Source organism: Streptomyces sp. NPDC056486 (assembly GCF_042795295.1).
In the GTDB taxonomy this organism is placed as follows: Bacteria; Actinomycetota; Actinomycetes; order Streptomycetales; family Streptomycetaceae; genus Streptomyces.
Genome location: NZ_JBHTSF010000020.1, coordinates 1 through 16860, shown reverse-complemented (window position 1 = coordinate 16860; position 16860 = coordinate 1). Strand labels below are relative to the sequence as shown.

Sequence of the window (16860 nt, the reverse complement as noted above, 5' to 3'; positions counted from 1 at the left end):
GGGACCGGGCGGGAAGCAGGAGTGGCCGGGTGGGTGGGGTGACCTACAAGTACTTCGGAGCCCCGGACGGCGCGACCGCCGCCCGAGTGCCCATCTCGATGCGCCCTGAAGAGCTCGGCGGCGACGAGCTCGGCATGAACGGCATGTTCACGAAGATCAAGCCGGAGACGGTGGCCGCGATGGTCCTGACCGGCATCGAAGGCATACCCCTGTCCAAGGTGCCCCCGCTCGAACTGGTCGTCCTGCACCCCGACTACGCCGTGGTGAAGCTCCCCATGACGGTCGTCGATCCACTGCGCGGAATCGGCGAGGAGTCGGTCGGCGCCGCTGCGTTCATCTGGTCCACGGTCCCCGACCGCGGCGGCCCGCGCGACGCGTTCAACGTCTATCAATTGCTGCACGAATGGCAGGACTTCAGCCACCGGCTGCATGACGCGGGGCATCAGGCGTACTGCCTGGTGTGGCCGTGACCTAGCCCCGCGTCTCTTTCCCGTGTGCCGGATCTACTCCGGCCTGAGCGCCGCCAGTTGCTGCTCGAAGGGGATCAGCTCCTCGATCAGCTCCTCTTCTTCTCTTGTCGGCGCGGGCCGCATGATTCCGGCCAGTTCGGCCGCGCTCCTCTCGACGCGCCCGTCCAGGCCGTCCGCGCCCCAGTCCTCGGACGCCGCGTAGACGGCCGTCGGTACGACCACCGCCCGCAGATAGGCGAACAGCGGGCGCATCGCGTGTTCCAGGACCAGCGAATGCCGTGGGGTGCCGCCGGTCGCCGCCATCAGGACCGGCGTACCGGCGATCGCGTCCTTGTCCAGGACGGTCAGGACATCGAAGAACGACTTGAACAGGCCGCTGTACGAGGCGGAGAAGACCGGCGTGACGACGATCAGGCCGTCCGCGCTCTTCACCGCTTCCGCCGCCGCGCTCAGCTCAGGGCCGGGGAATCCGGTGACGTAGTTGTGCGCGATCTCCACGGCCAGGTCGCGGAGTTCGACGACCTGGATCTCCACGTCGGCGTGGCGTCCGGTGGCCGCCGCGAGACGGTCGGCGAGCAGCCGGGTGGAGGAAGGGACGCTCAGTCCCGCGGAGACGACGACGAGCTTCATGCGGTTCATGCGGTTCATGCGGTGACCTCCTTGCCCTGAGCGGCGGCCACGCGTGCCGCGTGGGTGGGTGCGTCCGGGACGTTCGCCGGGCGGTTCTTGGCGAACTCCTCACGCAGGACCGGCACGACTTCCTCGCCGAGGATGTCCAGCTGCTCCAGGACGGTCTTGAGGGGCAGGCCCGCGTGGTCCATCAGGAACAGCTGCCGCTGGTAGTCACCGACGCTGTCGCGGAAGGACAGCGTCCGGTCGATCACCTGCTGCGGGGAGCCGACGGTCAGCGGCGTCTGCGACGTGAACTCCTCAAGGGAAGGACCGTGCCCGTAGACGGGCGCGTTGTCGAAGTACGGCCTGAACTCCTTCACCGCGTCCTGGGAGTTCTTCCGCATGAACACCTGACCGCCGAGCCCGACGATCGCCTGCTCCGCGGTGCCGTGCCCGTAGTGCGCGAACCGGCGGCGGTAGAGGTCGACCATCTTCTTGGTGTGCTCCATCGGCCAGAAGATGTTGTTGTGGAAGAAGCCGTCTCCGTAGTACGCGGCCTGCTCGGCGATCTCCGGGGAGCGGATGGAGCCGTGCCAGACGAACGGCGCGACACCGTCGAGCGGGCGGGGCGTCGAGGTGAACGACTGCAGCGGCGTACGGAACTTGCCCTCCCACGTCACGACGTCCTCGCGCCACAGGCGGTGAAGGAGGGCGTAGTTCTCCACGGCGAGGTTGATGCCCTCCCGGATGTCCTTGCCGAACCACGGGTACACCGGGCCCGTGTTGCCCCGGCCCATCATCACGTCGGCCCGGCCGCCTGCCAGGTGCTGGAGCATCGCGAAGTCCTCGGCGATCTTCACCGGGTCGTTCGTCGTGATGAGGGTGGTGGAGGTGGAGAGGGTCAGGTTCTCGGTGCGGGCGGCGATGTAGCCGAGCATCGTGGTGGGCGAGGAGGGGACGAACGGCGGGTTGTGGTGCTCGCCGGTCGCGAAGACGTCGAGCCCGACCTCCTCGGCCTTCAGCGCGATGGCCACCATGGCCTTGATGCGCTCGTGCTCGGTGGGGGTGCGGCCCGTAGTGGGATCCGGCGTCACGTCGCCGACGCTGAAGATCCCGAACTGCATGCCGGATCCGGACTGCATGGCTGACTCACTCTCCGCAGGTTGTTGACGCTTCAACTATACCTACGGAACGGTGGTGATCCAGGGGGTATTCCCGGGTGGGCTCCGGATGGGCGCGGGCCGGGCTCCGGATGGGCGCGGGCCGGGGCTCTTCAGCTACGCCGCAGAGGGCCCGGCAGCTACGCCGCAGAGGGCCCGGCGGGCGTCCAGCGGGGGTCGCGCCCCGTCTCCGCCAGGAGCCGCTCCAGCTCACCGGCCCCCTCGGGCACGGCGACCGGCTCTCCGAAGACGCCCATCTTGCGGGCCGTCGGACCCAGGCCCGCGACCGCTTCCCGCAGCGCGGTGACCACGCCGCTGCTCTCCGGTGCGGCCTCGTACTCCTGGCCGGTGGCGCGGGCCAGGTCCCAGGCGTGCACCGTCAGGTCGAGCAGCGCCATACAGCCGACGGTCCTCGCGGGCATGTCCATCGCGCCCGTGGTGCCCTCGTCGGCGCCGGGCGCGGCCCAGGCGGCGACCAGCTTTCCGGCCTCGTCGGCGAAGCGGTCGCGCCAGTCGGAGTGCTCGGCGACGAAATCGGGGGTCGCGGCGCCGAAATCGGAGTTCTGCTTCGCGGCCAGCGCCTGGAACTGGACGATCACCTGGGAGAGGTGGTTGACCAGGGCCTTCACGTCGTACTCGGCGCAGGGGGTGGGGTCGGTGAGGCGGTCGTCCGGGATGGCGCGGACCACCGGGACGGCGTGGGCTGTGGCCGCCTTCAGGAGGTCGGCGATGCTGTTCTCGCTCATGCGGTGACGGTATGGCGGCGCGAGCTCCCATGGCTTGAAGAAACGCGACACGGGTGCCGGATCCCGGCATACGATCCGGCCATGGCCGACGCTCCCGCCCCGCGCAGCGACACCAAGGGCATCGTCGACGCCGCCGGTCTCTTCACCCGCGTACATTTCCGCCGCCTCGCGCCGGGCGCCGCCTCCTTACGTCCCTACGTGGAGCATTACTGGCTGATCGACTGGGACCTGACAGAGCCGTACGCCTCGCACATCGTGCCGCACCCCTCCGTGAACGTCGTCTTCCAGACGCTCCCCGGGCAGGAGCCCTTCGCCGAGGTGGCGGGGATCGGGCTCGGCCTCTTCACGCAGAAGCTGGAGGGACGGGGGCGGGTCTGCGGGGTCAAGTTCCGGCCCGGCGGCTTTCGGCCGTTCGCCCCGTCGGCGCCGGTGTCCACGTGGACGGGACGGCGGCTGCTGCCTCTGGATGAGGTGTTCGGGGCGGTCCCCGAGGGCGTCCTCGACGCGGTCCTGACCCCCGACGAGGAGCAGGCACGCGTGGCGGCACTCGACGCCTTCCTCCTGGCCGTGGGCCCCACGCCCGATCCACAGGCGGACCTCGCCATGGCACTCGCCGACCGCATCCGCACGGACCGCGGGATCCGCCGGGTCGCCCCGTTCGCGGAGGCGGAGGGCATGTCGGTACGGGCGCTTCAGCGGCTCTTCTCGGCCTGCGTGGGGGTGAGCCCGAAGTGGCTGGTCCTGCGCCACCGGATCCACGAGGCGCTTGAGCGGGCGGAGAACGACACGGAGGTGGACTGGGCGGACCTCGCGGCGACGCTGGGCTACGCCGACCAGGCCCACCTGATCAGGGACTTCACGGCGACGGTCGGGGTGCCCCCTACGGCCTACTCTCCGCACTGACGCTCAGGTCGACGCTCCAGTCGTTGCACCGCATCCAGTGCCCCTTCGGATACTCGAAGTCGTGCTCGCCCCCCGGCGTGAACCCGGCCTTCCTGCACACCCCGTTGGAAGCCGCGTGGTCCGCGGAGGGAAAGGCGTGCAGCCGCCGGTACCGCCCGGCGGCCCGAGCCTCCTCCACCACGAGGCGCGCGGCCGTCGCCGCGATGCCCCGCCCCTGGAACCCGGGCAACACGCCCCACCCCGTCTCCCACGTGAACTCTCCCTGCCAGGCCGTCTCCCAGTACCCGATGGACCCGACGGTGGCGCCGTCGAGCGTTATCCGGAACATGCGCCCCCGCTCCTCAAGGCCCAGATAGCGGCGATGCCGGGACACCAACTGCTCCTGCGTCTCGGGCCCGCCCAAGTGCGCGGTCATCTCAGCGGAGTTGCAGGCGACCAACAGCTCGAAGTCACCCTCCGACCAGGGAACGAGACTCGGACCTACCGACAACGATCTCTCCATGCCCGCCACGGTACGGCGAGGGTCTGACAACGGGCGGCACGTGCTCAGCGCATGCTCGGCACGCACTCGGCACGCACTCGGCACATGCCACGATCTCCCCATGCTCGCCGTCACCCGCTCCGCAGCCCTCTTCGTCCTCGCCGCACTCTTCGAGATCGGCGGCGCCTGGCTCGTCTGGCAGGGCGTACGCGAGCACAAGGGCTGGGCCTGGATCGGCGCGGGCGTCATCGCACTCGGCGTGTACGGCTTCGTGGCCACGCTCCAGCCCGACGCCGAGTTCGGCCGCATCCTCGCCGCGTACGGCGGGGTCTTCGTCGCGGGATCGATCGCCTGGGGCATGGTCGCCGACGGCTACCGGCCGGACCGCTGGGACGTGACAGGGGCGCTGATCTGCCTCGTCGGCATGGCAGTCATCATGTACGCGCCACGGACTCGCTAGGCAGGCGACTTATCCTGGCGGAACAGACGGAACAGCCAGGAACGTACGTACGCCCAAGGAGCAGCCATGACCGCCGCGAACGCCGCGCCCGCCGCCACCCGCATCGCGATCATCACCGGCGCGAGCAGCGGTATCGGCGCCGCCACCGCACGCGGGCTCGCAGCCGCCGGCTACCGCGTCGTCCTCACCGCCCGCCGCAAGGACCGCATCGAGGCCCTCGCCGCCGAGATCACGGCAGCGGGCCACGACGCGATGGCGTACGCGCTCGACATCACCGACCGCACGGCCGTGGACGAGTTCGCCACCGCCTTCCGCAAGGTCGCCGTCCTGGTCAACAACGCGGGTGGCGCGCTCGGCGCCGACACCATCGCCACCGGCGACCCCGCCGACTGGCGCCAGATGTACGAGACGAACGTCATCGGCACCCTGAACGTCACCCAGGCCCTGCTCCCCGCGCTCACCGCGAGCGGCGACGGCACGATCGTGGTCCTCTCCTCCACGGCAGGCCACGGCACGTACGAGGGCGGCGGTGGCTACGTGGCCGCCAAGCACGCCGAGCACGTCCTCGCCGAGACCCTGCGCCTGGAGATCGTCGGCACCCCGGTCCGCGTCATCGAGGTCGCCCCCGGCATGGTCAAGACGGAGGAGTTCGCCACGACCCGCTTCGGCGGCGACACAGAGAAGGCCGCGAAGGTCTACGCGGGCGTGGCAGCCCCCCTCACGGCCGACGACGTGGCGGACACGATCACCTGGGCGGTGACCCGCCCGCCCCACGTCAACATCGACCTCCTGGTGGTCCGCCCCCGCGCCCAGGCCTCGAACACGAAGGTCCACCGGGAGCTGTAGGGCCCCGGTCAGCCGGTGTACACGGCGGCGAGAAGCAACAGGTCCGTCACCGCGAGCGCGGCGCAGCCCGCCAGGCACCAGGCGACAAGGCGGCGGCGCAGTGCCTGGTACCGGCCTTCGTAGGTCCGTCCCAGTTCCTCGGCGCGGTCCGCGGTGCGCTGCCAGGAGACGCGGGCCAGCGCCAGGCACTCTGTCTCCAGGTACCGCTCCAGTTCCTCCCGCTGGCTCCCGGTGAGCCAGTCGAGCCGGGCGGTGACCCGGATCGCCGCCGCACGGCCCTCGTCCCGGGTGGCGCTCAGCAGCAGGTAGCCCTCGACGTCCTGGACCATGGCCCGGCCGTCCCTGCTGCGGTTCGTGCTGCGGTTCGTGCTGTGGTTCGTGCTGTGGTTCGTGCTCATCGGTCCGCCAACTCCCTCTCCCGCGGGGTGACCTCGGCGTGGTGCAGGTCGAAGGCCGGGGATTCGGAGCGGATGCGCGGCAGGGTGAGGAAGTTGTGCCGCGGCGGCGGGCAGGACGTCGCCCACTCCAGGGAGCGGCCGTAGCCCCACGGGTCGTCGACCTCGATCTTCTTGCCGTACTTGGCCGTCTTCCAGATGTTGTAGAAGAACGGCAGCAGGGACGCGCCCAGCAGGAACGAGAAGATGGTCGAGACGGTGTTGAGCGCGGTGAGTCCTTCGACGGCGAGGTAGTCCGGAATCCTGCGCTGCATGCCGTTCGCGCCCAGCCAGTGCTGGACGAGGAAGGTGCCGTGGAAGCCGATGAACAGCGTCCAGAAGGTGATCTTGCCGAGGCGCTCGTCGAGCATCTTGCCGGTGAACTTCGGCCACCAGAAGTGGAAGCCGGCGAACATCGCGAAGACGACGGTGCCGAAGATCACGTAGTGGAAGTGGGCCACCACGAAGTACGAGTCAGAGACGTGGAAGTCCAGCGGCGGGCTCGCGAGAAGCACACCGGTCAGGCCACCGAAGAGGAAGGTGATCAGGAAACCGGTCGACCACAGCATCGGTGTCTCGAAGGAGAGACTGCCTTTCCACATCGTTCCGATCCAGTTGAAGAACTTCACACCGGTCGGGACCGCGATCAGGAAGGTCATGAAGGAGAAGAACGGCAGGAGAACGCCGCCCGTGACGTACATGTGGTGCGCCCACACCGTCACCGACAGACCCGCGATCGCGATCGTCGCACCGATCAGACCCATGTAACCGAAGATCGGCTTGCGGGAGAAGACCGGGATGACCTCACTGATGATGCCGAAGAATGGTAGAGCGATGATGTACACCTCTGGATGGCCGAAGAACCAGAACAGGTGTTGCCACAGCAACGCGCCGCCGTTGGCCGCGTCGAAGATATGGGCACCGAACTTGCGGTCCGCCTCCAGGGCGAACAACGCGGCGGCCAGGACCGGGAAGGCCAGCAGGACCAGGACACCGGTCAGCAGGACGTTCCAAGTGAAGATCGGCATCCGGAACATCGTCATGCCGGGGGCGCGCATGCAGATGATCGTGGTGATGAAGTTGACCGAACCGAGGATCGTGCCGAAGCCGGAGAAGGCCAGACCCATGATCCACATGTCGGCGCCGATGCCCGGCGAGCGGACGGCGTCCGACAGCGGAGCGTAGGCGAACCAGCCGAAGTCGGCCGCACCCTGCGGGGTGAGGAAGCCGGCCACCGCGATCAGCGAGCCGAAGAGGTACAGCCAGTACGCGAACATGTTCAGCCGCGGGAACGCCACATCGGGCGCGCCGATCTGCAGCGGCATGATCCAGTTCGCGAATCCGGCGAACAGCGGCGTCGCGAACATCAGCAGCATGATCGTGCCGTGCATCGTGAACGCCTGGTTGAACTGCTCGTTCGACATCAGCTGCAGTCCCGGACGGGCCAGTTCGGCGCGCATCAGCAGCGCCATCACGCCGCCGATGCAGAAGAACGCGAACGACGTGACCAGGTACAGCGTGCCGATCGTCTTGTGGTCCGTACTGGTCAACCATTGCACGGTCCTCGTGTCTCGGAATCTCTTCACACCCTGCCTGTGTCCGCCCCCGGGCGAGCGGTCACACTCGCACGACGCGAGGAACATCACGGAAGAAGACGCGAGAAGGGTGTGACGATCCCGGCGGTGCCGGACACGAACGAGACATGAGCAACGACGAGACTTTCGCCGCTGCCTATCGCGAGCACTACTGGGCGGTCAGCCGCTATGTCGCGAGGCGACTTCAGGTGCGGACCGACGAGGTGGAGGAAGTGGTGGCGGAGGTGTTCACCGTCGCCTGGCGACGCCGGGACGACCTGCCGGACACGCCACTGCCCTGGCTGTACGGAGTGGCCCGTAACTGCCTGTCGAACGCGGTACGCAGCCACCGGCGACGGCTGAGGCTCCTTGACCGGCTGGGCAACGAAGAGGCCGCGCACGGCCGGGCCATCGTGAGCAGCCCGGACACCGAAGTGCCCGGCGCCTGGGTTCACGAGGCGCTGGGCAGCCTCTCCCGTACCGACCAGGAGGTCCTGCGCCTGGCCGCCTGGGAGGAACTGGACACCGAGGAGATCGCCGTGGCCCTCGGCTGCGGCAGCCGAGCGGCAGCCATGCGCCTGCACCGCGCCCGGCGCCGCCTGCGCACCGAGATCGACCGCCTGCGACCGGCGGCTCGGGCTTCGGCTCCGGCTCCGGCTCCGGCTCCGGCTCCGGCTCCGGCTCCGGTATCGAAGCCGCTACCGGACCCGGACATCGCGAAATCGACGCCCGGCCATGACCAGAACACGGCCGCCGCCCCTGCCGCGTCGGCCGACCGCGGTCTGTCGATCAGCCGTAATCCGTCGACGACCGGCCCTGACGCGACAACCGGCCCCGGCCCGGCGGCCGACCTCGGCGCGGCAACTCCCCCCGGAGCGGCGACCGCACCCGTCTCCGCCGCCCCCTTCCTCCCGACCTCGCTCAGCGTCCGCGTACGTCTTCTCAAGGGTTTTCGCCATGTCTGACGACGAACTCGACCTTCTCCGCCGAGCCGACCCCGTTCCGGCTGCTTCCTCCCGCTTCGCGGACGGTCCGCTGGACGTCCGTGCGGAGCGGCAGCTCGACCGGCTCCTTGGCCGGACGCCGGACGACCCGATCGGCGGTCGGCGTCGTATCCCCTGGCGCACCCCCCGTCCCCGCCTGCTCTGGGCCGTCGCGGCCACCGCGATCGTCGTGGCGGGTACGTTCACCGCGCTGGTCGGCGGGCCGGGGGCGCAGCCCGCGGTGGCTGCGCCCCGGCCGCTGACCGTGCACGCCCGGTCCGAGCCTCTACCGCTCGCTCAGCTCGCCGAACTGGCCGCAGAGGCGGCCGATGACGGCTCACCGCGGCTGCGCAAGGGCACGCACACCCAGTCGTGGGCCCTCGGCATGGCCGACGGCGAGGCGCCCATCACCCTGCCCGAGGAGCGGATCGTGCGCTGGCGGGCCGACGACAGCCACACCGCCCTGGTGGTGGCGACCGACCCGCGCCATCCGGGCAGCCCCGTCCTCACCGACACGGCTCTCGACGCGCACACCGTGCCGGACGGACACGTGATCAGCCGGACCACCTACCCGCCGAGCTGGAGCGACGCGCCGCCGGAGTCCACCCCGCCGCACACCCCGGCCGCTCTGCGCGCGTACCTCACCGAGGTGGTCCACCCTGGTCGGCCGGCCTCCGGCCACACCTTGTCGACCGGTGAGCTCATTGACGCCACCGCGGAGCTGCTGGGGCACTGGACACTCGGCGCCCGCGAAAGCGCCGCGCTGACGCGTCTCCTCGCGGACACCGGAGACTTGCGTCCCGTCGGAGAGGTCAAGGACCGGCTCGGACGACCGGGTCAGGCGTACGTGCTCAAGGACGGCGACCGGGGCAGCCGTCGCATGCTCGTCCTCGATCCCCGCACCGGTGCCGTCCTCGGCCTGGAGACCACGGTCACCCGCGACGATCCCGAGTACGGCCTGCGGGCCGGCGACGTGATGGAGTACACGGCCTGGATGCGATGAGGGAAGCGCGAGGGCATGAGGTGCCCGCGCCCGGGCAGGCGGTGCTTGCGCGGCATGTCGCCGTGCACGGTCGTGCCAGTCACGCCGTCGATGAGCGCACGCGCCGAAATGGAGAAACTGCCTATGACACAGGGCGAACCGGCCACCAGGAACCCGGACAAAGGCTATGTAGCGCTTCTTGGCTGGAGTCTCAACGCGGTGGAAGCCCTCGACCGGTTCGACCGGAGATACGTCGTCGTGGCGCCGGAGTGGGCCGAAAAGTACTGCGTAGAACACGACATTCCCTACCTGCCGTGGAATTTCGAACGGCTCAACGACCGCTCCATGGAGATCGCCGAAACCCTGCAGAACGAGGGTGTCGACGTCGCGATCCCGCTGTACGAGGAAACGGTCGAATGGGCAGGGGCGATCAACTCCGTTCTGCTCGACAACCCGCGGCTTTACGGTCAGGCCATGCTGCTGCGGGACAAGGCGCTGATGAAGCGCCGCGCGCAACTCGGCGGCATCCGGGTCGGAATCTTCGAGGAAGCCCATGACCGGGACGACGTGACCCGCTTCCTCAAGCGCGTCAATCAGACCCTGCTCAAGCTGGACGGCGACCCTAACGACCCGATCCACCTCAAGGCGTTCGACAAGGCAGGGTGCCTCGGGCACCGCGTCATCCGGACCCCGGACGAGGTCGACACGATTCCGGACGAGGAATTCCCGGTTCTCATGGAATCCCACCTCGACGGCTGGGAGTTCGCGGTCGAGGCGTGGGTACACAACGGGAAGATCAAGTTCCTCAACATCTCCGAATACGTCACCCTTGGATATTCGGTGTTCGTTCCCGCAACACCGGAACTGGAGCGGTACCGCCCGCAGATCACGGCGCAGATCGAGAAGCTCATCAAGACGTTCGACATCGAGTTCGGCTTCGTGCACCCGGAGTATTTCGTCACCAGTGACGGCGAGATGTACTTCGGCGAGGTCGCCTACCGGCCGCCGGGCTTCAAGGTGTTCGAGCTGCTTGAACGGGCATACGGCTTCAACGCCTACCATGCGCTGGTGCTGGCGTTCGACCCGAAGACGACCGAGGAGGAGATCGATGCCTTCTTCCCGCGCGAGGTCGTCGACGCGTCAGGGGTCGCCGGCTGCTTCGGTGTCTACCCGCGCCGCCGCGTCGTCAGCGAGCTCGAGATCCCGGCGGAGACCGAGGACGACGACTACTACGAGTCGCACGACCTCTCGACGCCGCTCGAGGAGACTGTCACCAAGAGGACCGCGTTCGGCACCCACTGGGGCCTGGTGTACTTCTTCGGTGATGACCCTTACCGGATGCGCGACCTGTTGAAGAAGCAGGAAGAGCTCGACTTCTACGTCTGACGACCCCGTGGACGCAGAAGGCCAACCCGAGGGAAACCCTTTGAAACCGACCGTCGACGTCAGCAGTGCGGCCACGACGCTGGACAAGCGTGTGACCTCGCTCGACGACGCCATCCAGGCCATGGCCGAAACCCGCGACTTCGGCAAGCACACGAAGCTGCGGCGGGTCCTGGAAGCACTGCGGCGGGTACTCATGCAGCCGGGCGGCGCCGCGGCGGTCCAGGCCAGGGCGCAGGCCCTTGAGGAGGCCGGGCTTTTCCAGGGGACGGACTGGGCGTCACCGGAGATCCTTGTCCCGGCGCTGGTCAGCGGGAGCCTGCACAGCTCGGACGCGGACACCGTCGTCATGGAGGCGACGAGCGAGCTGCGGATGCTCGCCGTCGCCCGCGGCGACTTCGCGCACCCGACGCTGCCCGCCGATGACGCCCGCCAGTTCCTGTCGCAGGTACTGGCGACCAACCTGGAGCTGCTGTTCAGCTCGCCCGGCGAGGCGGAGCGCGTCCAGCAGGGCCGGACCGCGCAGCTCATCCGGGACCTGTTCCGCCGCCTCGCCGACGAGATCGGTTACGACAGCGTTCTGGACAACCTGGTCGACGAGATCTGGCGGATCCTGCGCCAGCGTCCGATCCAGGTCGAGTCGGTGCAGTCACTGATCACCCGGATCGCGGTCTACCGCAACGACCCGGACGTCGCTCTCGGCGTGTCGTCGGGGCAGGGCATCGACCGGCTCATCACGGGCCTGTTCGGGACCACCGAGGCGTGCCGGGACGACCCGGGCATCGACGTCTTCCGCTCCCGCCTGGAGGCGATGGACACCGGCGGCCTGCAGTACGAGGCGACGGGGTTCGCGCGGGCTATGCACGACACCGGCCTGGTGTCGCCGTACCACGCGGAGCTGCTCCGGTTCCTCCTGCGCGAGAGCGACTACCTCCTCGGTGAGGCGCTCGGCCTCTCCGACACCGGCCGGAACTGCCTGCTGCGCTACAGCCAACTGGTGCACCGGCTGGTCGAGGTGGCCGTCCACCCGCAGACCGCGCAGAGCATCTACGGGCTCGCGCTGCTGCTCGACCGCGGCATCCTCTACGAGCCGCCGGTGGTGCCCGCGCTGTGGCGCCAGCTGTCGCTCGAGCTCTCCCCGGTCGCACGGGAGCGGTTGACGACGATCTTCGGCGACGTGCCGGGGCCGCAGGCGCGTCTTGTCGCGGGGGTCCTCTCGATGCTGGGCCAGCCGCTCGGCGTCGGTCAGGGAGACAACCCCACCTGCCAGTCGGCCCGCGCCCTGTCGATGTGGTCCTACAACGACCCGGACTACCTGCTGCAGATGGTGGTCTGGGCGGCCCGCGACGACGAGATCCTCATGCACTTCGAGGGTCAGCCGATCTCGTCGAAGGACAGCGTGTCCGGAGTCGCGAGCACGCTGCCGATGGACCTGGACCCCGTGTCGCTGCTCGTGGTGCCCCACTTGGACCGGATCTACGCCGAGATGGGTCGGCGCTGCGCCGCGCGGCCCGGGGACCCGCACCGGTGGATCAACCCCGAGTTCCACGGCTGGTGGACGGCCCGTGGGTTCCACATCAACGTCGACGTCGCGACCGGAAACCTGGTCGACCTGGACGAGTTCCTGCGGCAGTTCCACGCCGGCTACCACCCGTTCTACAACGGCGAGCAGCCGCTGATCCACCCGCAGCCGGCCGGCGTCGCCGTCACCGACAGCGCGGCCCGCTACGTCGGCTGGCACGCGATCACGATCCTGCGGGCCGCGCCGGACCCGCAGGACGTGATGCGCGTGTATTTCTTCAACCCGAACAACGACAGCGGCCAGGACTGGGGCGACGGCGTCGTCGTCTCCACCGCGGGCAACGGCGAGCGGTTCGGCGAGGCCTCGCTGCCGTTCGACCAGTTCGCCTCGCGGCTCTACATCTTCCACGCCGACCCGCTGGAGCACGGCGAACCGGAGCGGGTGCCCGCCGATGACGTCACGCGGATCATCGGCTACATCGAGCGCAGCTGGGGCAATGACCGGCTGCCCGCGGGGACGCTGCAAGCCCTCGAAAGGCCCACGACCTTGTGAGCCCGTAGGGCGCGGGTTCGCAGCTCAGCCCTTGACGCAGACGACCTGCTTCAGCTTGGCCACGACCTCGACGAGGTCACGCTGATGCTCCATGACCTGCTCGATCGGCTTGTACGCGCCAGGGATCTCATCCACCACACCTGAGTCCTTGCGGCACTCGACGCCCTGCGTCTGCTCCTCCAGGTCCCGCGTCGAGAAGCGCTTCTTCGCCGCGTTACGGCTCATCCTGCGGCCTGCGCCGTGCGAGGCCGAGTTGAAGGACGCCGCGTTCCCGAGGCCCTTCACGATGTACGAACCCGTGCCCATCGAACCGGGGATGATCCCGAAGTCGCCGCTTCCGGCCCTGATCGCGCCCTTCCGCGTGACCAGCAGGTCCATCCCGTCGTACCGCTCTTCGCTGACGTAGTTGTGGTGGCAGGAGATCACCGGCTCGAAGGTCACCTTCGCCTTCCTGAACTCCTTGCGGACCACGTCCTGGAAGAGCCCCATCATGATCGAGCGGTTGTACTTCGCGTATTCCTGTGCCCAGAAGAGGTCGTTCCGGTACGCCGCCATCTGCGGGGTGTCCGCGACGAACACCGCCAGGTCACGGTCGACGAGGCCCTGGTTGTGCGGCAGCTTCTGGGCCACCCCGATGTGGTGGTCGGCCAGTTCCTTGCCGATGTTCCGGGAACCGGAGTGCAGCATCAGCCAGACCGAACCCGACTCGTCGAGACAGAACTCGATGAAGTGATTGCCGCTGCCGAGCGTTCCCATCTGCTTCGTGGCACGTTCCTGACGGAACTTGACCGCATCGGCGATCCCGTCGAAGCGCGACCAGAAGTCACCCCACGCGGACGTCCCGAACCCGTGCAGCCGCCCCGGATCAACGGCGTCGTCATGCATCCCCCGTCCCACCGGAATAGCCTGCTCGATCTTCGAGCGGAGCCGCGACAGATCTCCCGGCAGATCGTTCGCCGTGAGGGACGTCTTCACCGCCGACATGCCGCAGCCGATGTCGACCCCCACCGCCGCGGGGCACACCGCACCCTCCATGGCGATCACCGAACCGACCGTCGCACCCTTGCCGTAGTGGACGTCCGGCATGACGGCCAGGCCCCTGATCCAGGGCAGGGTCGCCACGTTCTGGAGCTGCTGAAGTGCCACGTCCTCGACCGAGGCCGGGTCCGTCCACATGCGGATCGGTACCTTGGCTCCGGGAACCTCCACGTACGACATAACGTCCTTATTCCCCCGTAGTTGAACAGAAGTGCTCAAAGTCTCTTAGCGCAAATACCGGAGCCAAGGTCCACGAAAGGGATGACGGACCGGCGTCCACGGCGTTGCGTGCGATACACATTGTGTCCACCGGTCGCCCACCAGCGGCAACCGAATATCCCCGGCCATAAGGAGCCCACACGGTGCAGCGGAAGGCCTACGTACCGGGCGTCGCAGCCCTCATCGCGGCGCTGCTCGCCGGCTGCACGGGCGGGGGTGCGCTCGGCGGTGAGCCGGACGACTCGAAGCCCGGCGAGACCGGCAGCACGACCGCGGCCGCCGAGCCCGGCAAATACCGCACACTGCGCGAGCCCTGCAGCCAGGTCGACCCCAGCTCGCTCGACTCGATGCTGCCCGGCATCGAGGAGATGCCGGACGAGGATCAGCAGGAGAAGGCGTACGAGGGCGTGCCGACCGTCACGTACGACACCGACCGGCGTGTGGGCTGCCGCTGGAAGGTGGAGTCCTCGGACGCCACCCACCATCTGCTCGTCGACTTCGAGCGCGTCGTCTCGTACGACACCTCCGTGAGCGACGACACCCGCGCGACGGAGGTCTACTCCTCGAAGGCGCAGAAGGCCGATCTGTCCGAGCCTTCCGGCACCGCGACCTCCGAAGAGGGGGGCACCACGGAGGCCGGGCCGTCGGACGGCGCCGGTACAGATACGGACGAGTCCGGCAAGGGTGACGACAAGGGCAAGGGGAAGGGCAAGGGTGACGCGGGCGACAGTGCCTCCAGCGGCAACCCGCAGGAGGCCGTCACACCCCTCGGCCTCGAGCCCCGCATCCTCGACGACCTGGGCGACGAGGCCTTCCTCGACGACGCGCTGACCACGTCCGCTTCCGCGACCCGGCACCGCACGGTGACTGTGGTGTTCCGCACGTCGAACGTCATCGTGACCGTCGAGTACGACGAGCAGCCGGGGCGTCGCACAGACATCCCCGACAGCAAGGAAATGCAGGACAAGGCGCAGGAACTGGCCGGAACGCTGGCCGACAAGTTCAGCGATTAGGGATGGTTTCGGCGGGTGCCCGGCTCTCCGGAACCGGAGTCGTCCGCGTCGGGCACGGCGTACCGTGGCCCATCGAACCGACGACAGCCGTCTTGAGCGACTTGAGTGAAGGAACCATGCACCGACCAGCACAGCGACTCACCCGCATACTCACCTGCGCAGCCGCCGTACCGGTGATCCTCATTGCCTCCGGCTGCTCCTCCGACTCCGACTCGGGCTCGGACGGGGCCAAGAAGGACTCGGGTTCGAAGGCTTCCGCCTCGGCCTCGGGCAAGGGCAAGGACAAGGCCGCGAGCGTGGAGAAGGCGGCGTTCAGCAAGCTGCCCGAGCCCTGCGAGGTCCTGTCGAAGAAGTCGCTCGACGACCTCGTCCCGAAGACCAAGGACAAGTCGGGCAAGGCGGGCACGTCCGACGACACGTCCGCGCGCGGCACCTGCTCCTGGGACAGCCTGGAGAACAACGGCGTCGACGGCTCGCAGTTCCGCTGGCTGCGCGTCTCGCTGATGCGCTTCGACTCGGACGCGTCCCTCGGCAGCGGCGCCAAGCGCGCGCAGAACAGCTTCGCCAAGCAGGTCGCGGACGCGCAGGCGACGGATGGCGCGAAGAGCGTCAAGACGGAGCCGGTGCCGGGGATGGGCGACCAGACGACGGTCGTGCACTACGACCTGAAGAAGGACAAGGAGAACTTCAAGCAGCAGACGGTCGTGACACGCGTGGAGAACGCGGTCATCACGATCGACTACAACGGCGCGGGCCTCGCGGGCGACAAGGCGCCGAGCTCGAAGGACCTGTCGAAGTCCGCCGAGAAGGCCGCGAAGGAGGCCGCGGAGGCGGTCGTCTCCGCGAACAAGGCGGGCGGCGGCTCCTCCTCGGAGGGCTCGGACAGCCCGAAGCCGAACGACTCCAAGTCCAGCGACAAGCCCAAGTCGGGTGCCAAGTCGGACTCCAAGTCGAGCTCCAAGTCGAGCGCCAAGACCAAGAGCTGACACCGGACGCGTAGACCGCGGCACGCACCACGCGTGCAACTCGCGGCGCAGTCAAGGCAGTTGTGGAGCCCGGCCCCTCTGGCGGCCGGGCTCCTGCCGTACCGGCACACCGTGTTCCGCATGCGTGTGCCAGGCTGTCGCTCGCAACAAACCGAACAGGGAGGGGTTCGCGGGTGGCCGCGATGCAGCTGACACGCACGCACCGAATACTCATCGGCGTGGTCGTAGCCGGTGCGGTCGTCATCGCCGCGATCGGTTTCGCGGGGTCGTACACGGCCGTGCGTGACCTGGCCGAGCAGAAGGGCTTCGGCGGCTTCTCGGTGGTCTTCCCGATCGGCATCGACGCGGGTATCTGCGTCCTGCTGGCGCTCGATCTCCTGTTGACATGGATCCGTATCCCCTTCCCGCTGCTGCGCCAGACGGCGTGGTTGCTGACGGCGGCGACGATCGCCTTCAACGGCGCGGCGGCCTGGCCCGACCCGCTGGGTGTGGGCAT

General features: G+C 68.6%; 17 protein-coding genes and 1 pseudogene. 11 read left to right on the top strand and 7 right to left on the bottom strand.

Annotated elements, in window-relative coordinates; all coding sequences use genetic code 11:
- Window positions 1-29: 29 nt before the first annotated feature.
- Window positions 30-470: a hypothetical protein gene (locus tag ACFQ7F_RS11300; protein ID WP_371750165.1), complete on the top strand. Its 441-nt coding sequence runs from the start codon at window positions 30-32 to the stop codon at window positions 468-470.
- A 33-nt stretch (window positions 471-503) separates the two neighbouring features.
- Here the strand turns inward: ACFQ7F_RS11300 and ACFQ7F_RS11295 are convergent, their stop codons facing one another.
- From ACFQ7F_RS11295 to ACFQ7F_RS11285, 3 genes are all read right to left on the bottom strand, one after another.
- Complete coding sequence (locus ACFQ7F_RS11295; protein WP_383269372.1) at window positions 504-1100, bottom strand: FMN reductase; 597 nt, start codon at window positions 1098-1100, stop codon at window positions 504-506.
- 14 nt (window positions 1101-1114) lie between these two features.
- Complete coding sequence (locus ACFQ7F_RS11290) at window positions 1115-2206, bottom strand: LLM class flavin-dependent oxidoreductase (protein ID WP_383269370.1); 1092 nt, start codon at window positions 2204-2206, stop codon at window positions 1115-1117.
- A gap of 176 nt (window positions 2207-2382) precedes the next feature.
- Window positions 2383-2988 (bottom strand): TIGR03086 family metal-binding protein, encoded by a 606-nt coding sequence (locus tag ACFQ7F_RS11285; protein WP_383269262.1) that lies wholly within the window; start codon window positions 2986-2988, stop codon window positions 2383-2385.
- Between the two features lie 81 nt (window positions 2989-3069).
- Between ACFQ7F_RS11285 and ACFQ7F_RS11280 the strand changes: the two genes are divergently transcribed.
- Complete coding sequence (locus ACFQ7F_RS11280; protein WP_383269260.1) at window positions 3070-3891, top strand: DUF6597 domain-containing transcriptional factor; 822 nt, start codon at window positions 3070-3072, stop codon at window positions 3889-3891.
- Here the strand turns inward: ACFQ7F_RS11280 and ACFQ7F_RS11275 are convergent.
- The gene (locus tag ACFQ7F_RS11275) at window positions 3869-4393 is read right to left on the bottom strand and encodes a GNAT family N-acetyltransferase (RefSeq protein ID WP_383269259.1); all 525 of its coding nucleotides are present in this window, start codon (window positions 4391-4393) and stop codon (window positions 3869-3871) included. The two genes, ACFQ7F_RS11280 and ACFQ7F_RS11275, sit on opposite strands and share 23 nt — an antisense overlap.
- Before the next feature lie 100 nt (window positions 4394-4493).
- Between ACFQ7F_RS11275 and ACFQ7F_RS11270 the strand changes: the two genes are divergently transcribed.
- Window positions 4494-4832: a YnfA family protein gene (locus ACFQ7F_RS11270; protein ID WP_383269257.1), complete on the top strand. Its 339-nt coding sequence runs from the start codon at window positions 4494-4496 to the stop codon at window positions 4830-4832.
- A 66-nt stretch (window positions 4833-4898) separates the two neighbouring features.
- On the top strand, window positions 4899-5678 hold the full coding sequence (locus ACFQ7F_RS11265) for an SDR family NAD(P)-dependent oxidoreductase (protein WP_383269255.1): 780 nt from the start codon (window positions 4899-4901) through the stop codon (window positions 5676-5678).
- Between the two features lie 8 nt (window positions 5679-5686).
- On the opposite strand, the gene ACFQ7F_RS11260 is transcribed toward ACFQ7F_RS11265, so the two are convergent.
- On the bottom strand, window positions 5687-6076 hold the full coding sequence (locus ACFQ7F_RS11260; protein ID WP_383269253.1) for a hypothetical protein: 390 nt from the start codon (window positions 6074-6076) through the stop codon (window positions 5687-5689).
- Window positions 6073-7755, bottom strand: a complete 1683-nt coding sequence (ctaD, locus tag ACFQ7F_RS11255) for a cytochrome c oxidase subunit I (protein WP_383269252.1) — start codon at window positions 7753-7755, stop codon at window positions 6073-6075. The genes ACFQ7F_RS11260 and ctaD overlap by 4 nt, the downstream gene beginning before the upstream one ends.
- Window positions 7756-7814: 59 nt before the next feature.
- Between ctaD and ACFQ7F_RS11250 the strand changes: the two are divergent.
- The 4 genes and pseudogenes from ACFQ7F_RS11250 to ACFQ7F_RS11235 form a co-directional block, all read left to right on the top strand.
- A pseudogene (locus ACFQ7F_RS11250) lies at window positions 7815-8315 on the top strand (RNA polymerase sigma factor); the annotation flags it as partial.
- Between the two features lie 328 nt (window positions 8316-8643).
- Window positions 8644-9672: a CU044_5270 family protein gene (locus ACFQ7F_RS11245; protein ID WP_383269250.1), complete on the top strand. Its 1029-nt coding sequence runs from the start codon at window positions 8644-8646 to the stop codon at window positions 9670-9672.
- A gap of 54 nt (window positions 9673-9726) precedes the next feature.
- Window positions 9727-11037: an acetyl-CoA carboxylase biotin carboxylase subunit family protein gene (locus ACFQ7F_RS11240; protein ID WP_383269368.1), complete on the top strand. Its 1311-nt coding sequence runs from the start codon at window positions 9727-9729 to the stop codon at window positions 11035-11037.
- A gap of 40 nt (window positions 11038-11077) precedes the next feature.
- Complete coding sequence (locus ACFQ7F_RS11235) at window positions 11078-13108, top strand: hypothetical protein (RefSeq protein ID WP_383269248.1); 2031 nt, start codon at window positions 11078-11080, stop codon at window positions 13106-13108.
- A 24-nt stretch (window positions 13109-13132) separates the two neighbouring features.
- Here the strand turns inward: ACFQ7F_RS11235 and ACFQ7F_RS11230 are convergent, their stop codons facing one another.
- Window positions 13133-14326 carry an RtcB family protein gene (locus tag ACFQ7F_RS11230; protein WP_383269246.1) on the bottom strand — a complete coding sequence of 398 codons (1194 nt, stop codon included), beginning with the start codon at window positions 14324-14326 and terminating at the stop codon, window positions 13133-13135.
- A 182-nt stretch (window positions 14327-14508) separates the two neighbouring features.
- Between ACFQ7F_RS11230 and ACFQ7F_RS11225 the strand changes: the two genes are divergently transcribed.
- The 3 genes from ACFQ7F_RS11225 to ACFQ7F_RS11215 all read left to right on the top strand — a co-directional run.
- Window positions 14509-15378: a DUF3558 domain-containing protein gene (locus ACFQ7F_RS11225; RefSeq protein ID WP_383269244.1), complete on the top strand. Its 870-nt coding sequence runs from the start codon at window positions 14509-14511 to the stop codon at window positions 15376-15378.
- Window positions 15379-15494: 116 nt separating this feature from the next.
- Window positions 15495-16364, top strand: a complete 870-nt coding sequence (locus ACFQ7F_RS11220) for a DUF3558 domain-containing protein (protein WP_383269242.1) — start codon at window positions 15495-15497, stop codon at window positions 16362-16364.
- Between the two features lie 173 nt (window positions 16365-16537).
- Window positions 16538-16860: DUF2637 domain-containing protein (locus ACFQ7F_RS11215; protein WP_383269240.1), on the top strand; the 323-nt coding region annotated here is incomplete at its 3' end.

What these genes read in the sequence shown, in the direction of transcription:
- ACFQ7F_RS11295 (WP_383269372.1), bottom strand. Translation starts at nt 1,100, where the DNA reads ATGAAGCTCGTCGTCGTCTCCGCGGGACTGAGCGTCCCTTCCTCCACC.
- ACFQ7F_RS11290 (WP_383269370.1), bottom strand. Translation starts at nt 2,206, where the DNA reads ATGCAGTTCGGGATCTTCAGCGTCGGCGACGTGACGCCGGATCCCACT.
- ACFQ7F_RS11285 (WP_383269262.1), bottom strand. Translation starts at nt 2,988, where the DNA reads ATGAGCGAGAACAGCATCGCCGACCTCCTGAAGGCGGCCACAGCCCAC.
- ACFQ7F_RS11280 (WP_383269260.1), top strand. Translation starts at nt 3,070, where the DNA reads ATGGCCGACGCTCCCGCCCCGCGCAGCGACACCAAGGGCATCGTCGAC.
- ACFQ7F_RS11275 (WP_383269259.1), bottom strand. Translation starts at nt 4,393, where the DNA reads ATGGAGAGATCGTTGTCGGTAGGTCCGAGTCTCGTTCCCTGGTCGGAG.
- ACFQ7F_RS11270 (WP_383269257.1), top strand. Translation starts at nt 4,494, where the DNA reads ATGCTCGCCGTCACCCGCTCCGCAGCCCTCTTCGTCCTCGCCGCACTC.
- ACFQ7F_RS11265 (WP_383269255.1), top strand. Translation starts at nt 4,899, where the DNA reads ATGACCGCCGCGAACGCCGCGCCCGCCGCCACCCGCATCGCGATCATC.
- ACFQ7F_RS11260 (WP_383269253.1), bottom strand. Translation starts at nt 6,076, where the DNA reads ATGAGCACGAACCACAGCACGAACCACAGCACGAACCGCAGCACGAAC.
- ctaD (WP_383269252.1), bottom strand. Translation starts at nt 7,755, where the DNA reads ATGTTCCTCGCGTCGTGCGAGTGTGACCGCTCGCCCGGGGGCGGACAC.
- ACFQ7F_RS11245 (WP_383269250.1), top strand. Translation starts at nt 8,644, where the DNA reads ATGTCTGACGACGAACTCGACCTTCTCCGCCGAGCCGACCCCGTTCCG.
- ACFQ7F_RS11240 (WP_383269368.1), top strand. Translation starts at nt 9,727, where the DNA reads ATGTCGCCGTGCACGGTCGTGCCAGTCACGCCGTCGATGAGCGCACGC.
- ACFQ7F_RS11230 (WP_383269246.1), bottom strand. Translation starts at nt 14,326, where the DNA reads ATGTCGTACGTGGAGGTTCCCGGAGCCAAGGTACCGATCCGCATGTGG.
- ACFQ7F_RS11220 (WP_383269242.1), top strand. Translation starts at nt 15,495, where the DNA reads ATGCACCGACCAGCACAGCGACTCACCCGCATACTCACCTGCGCAGCC.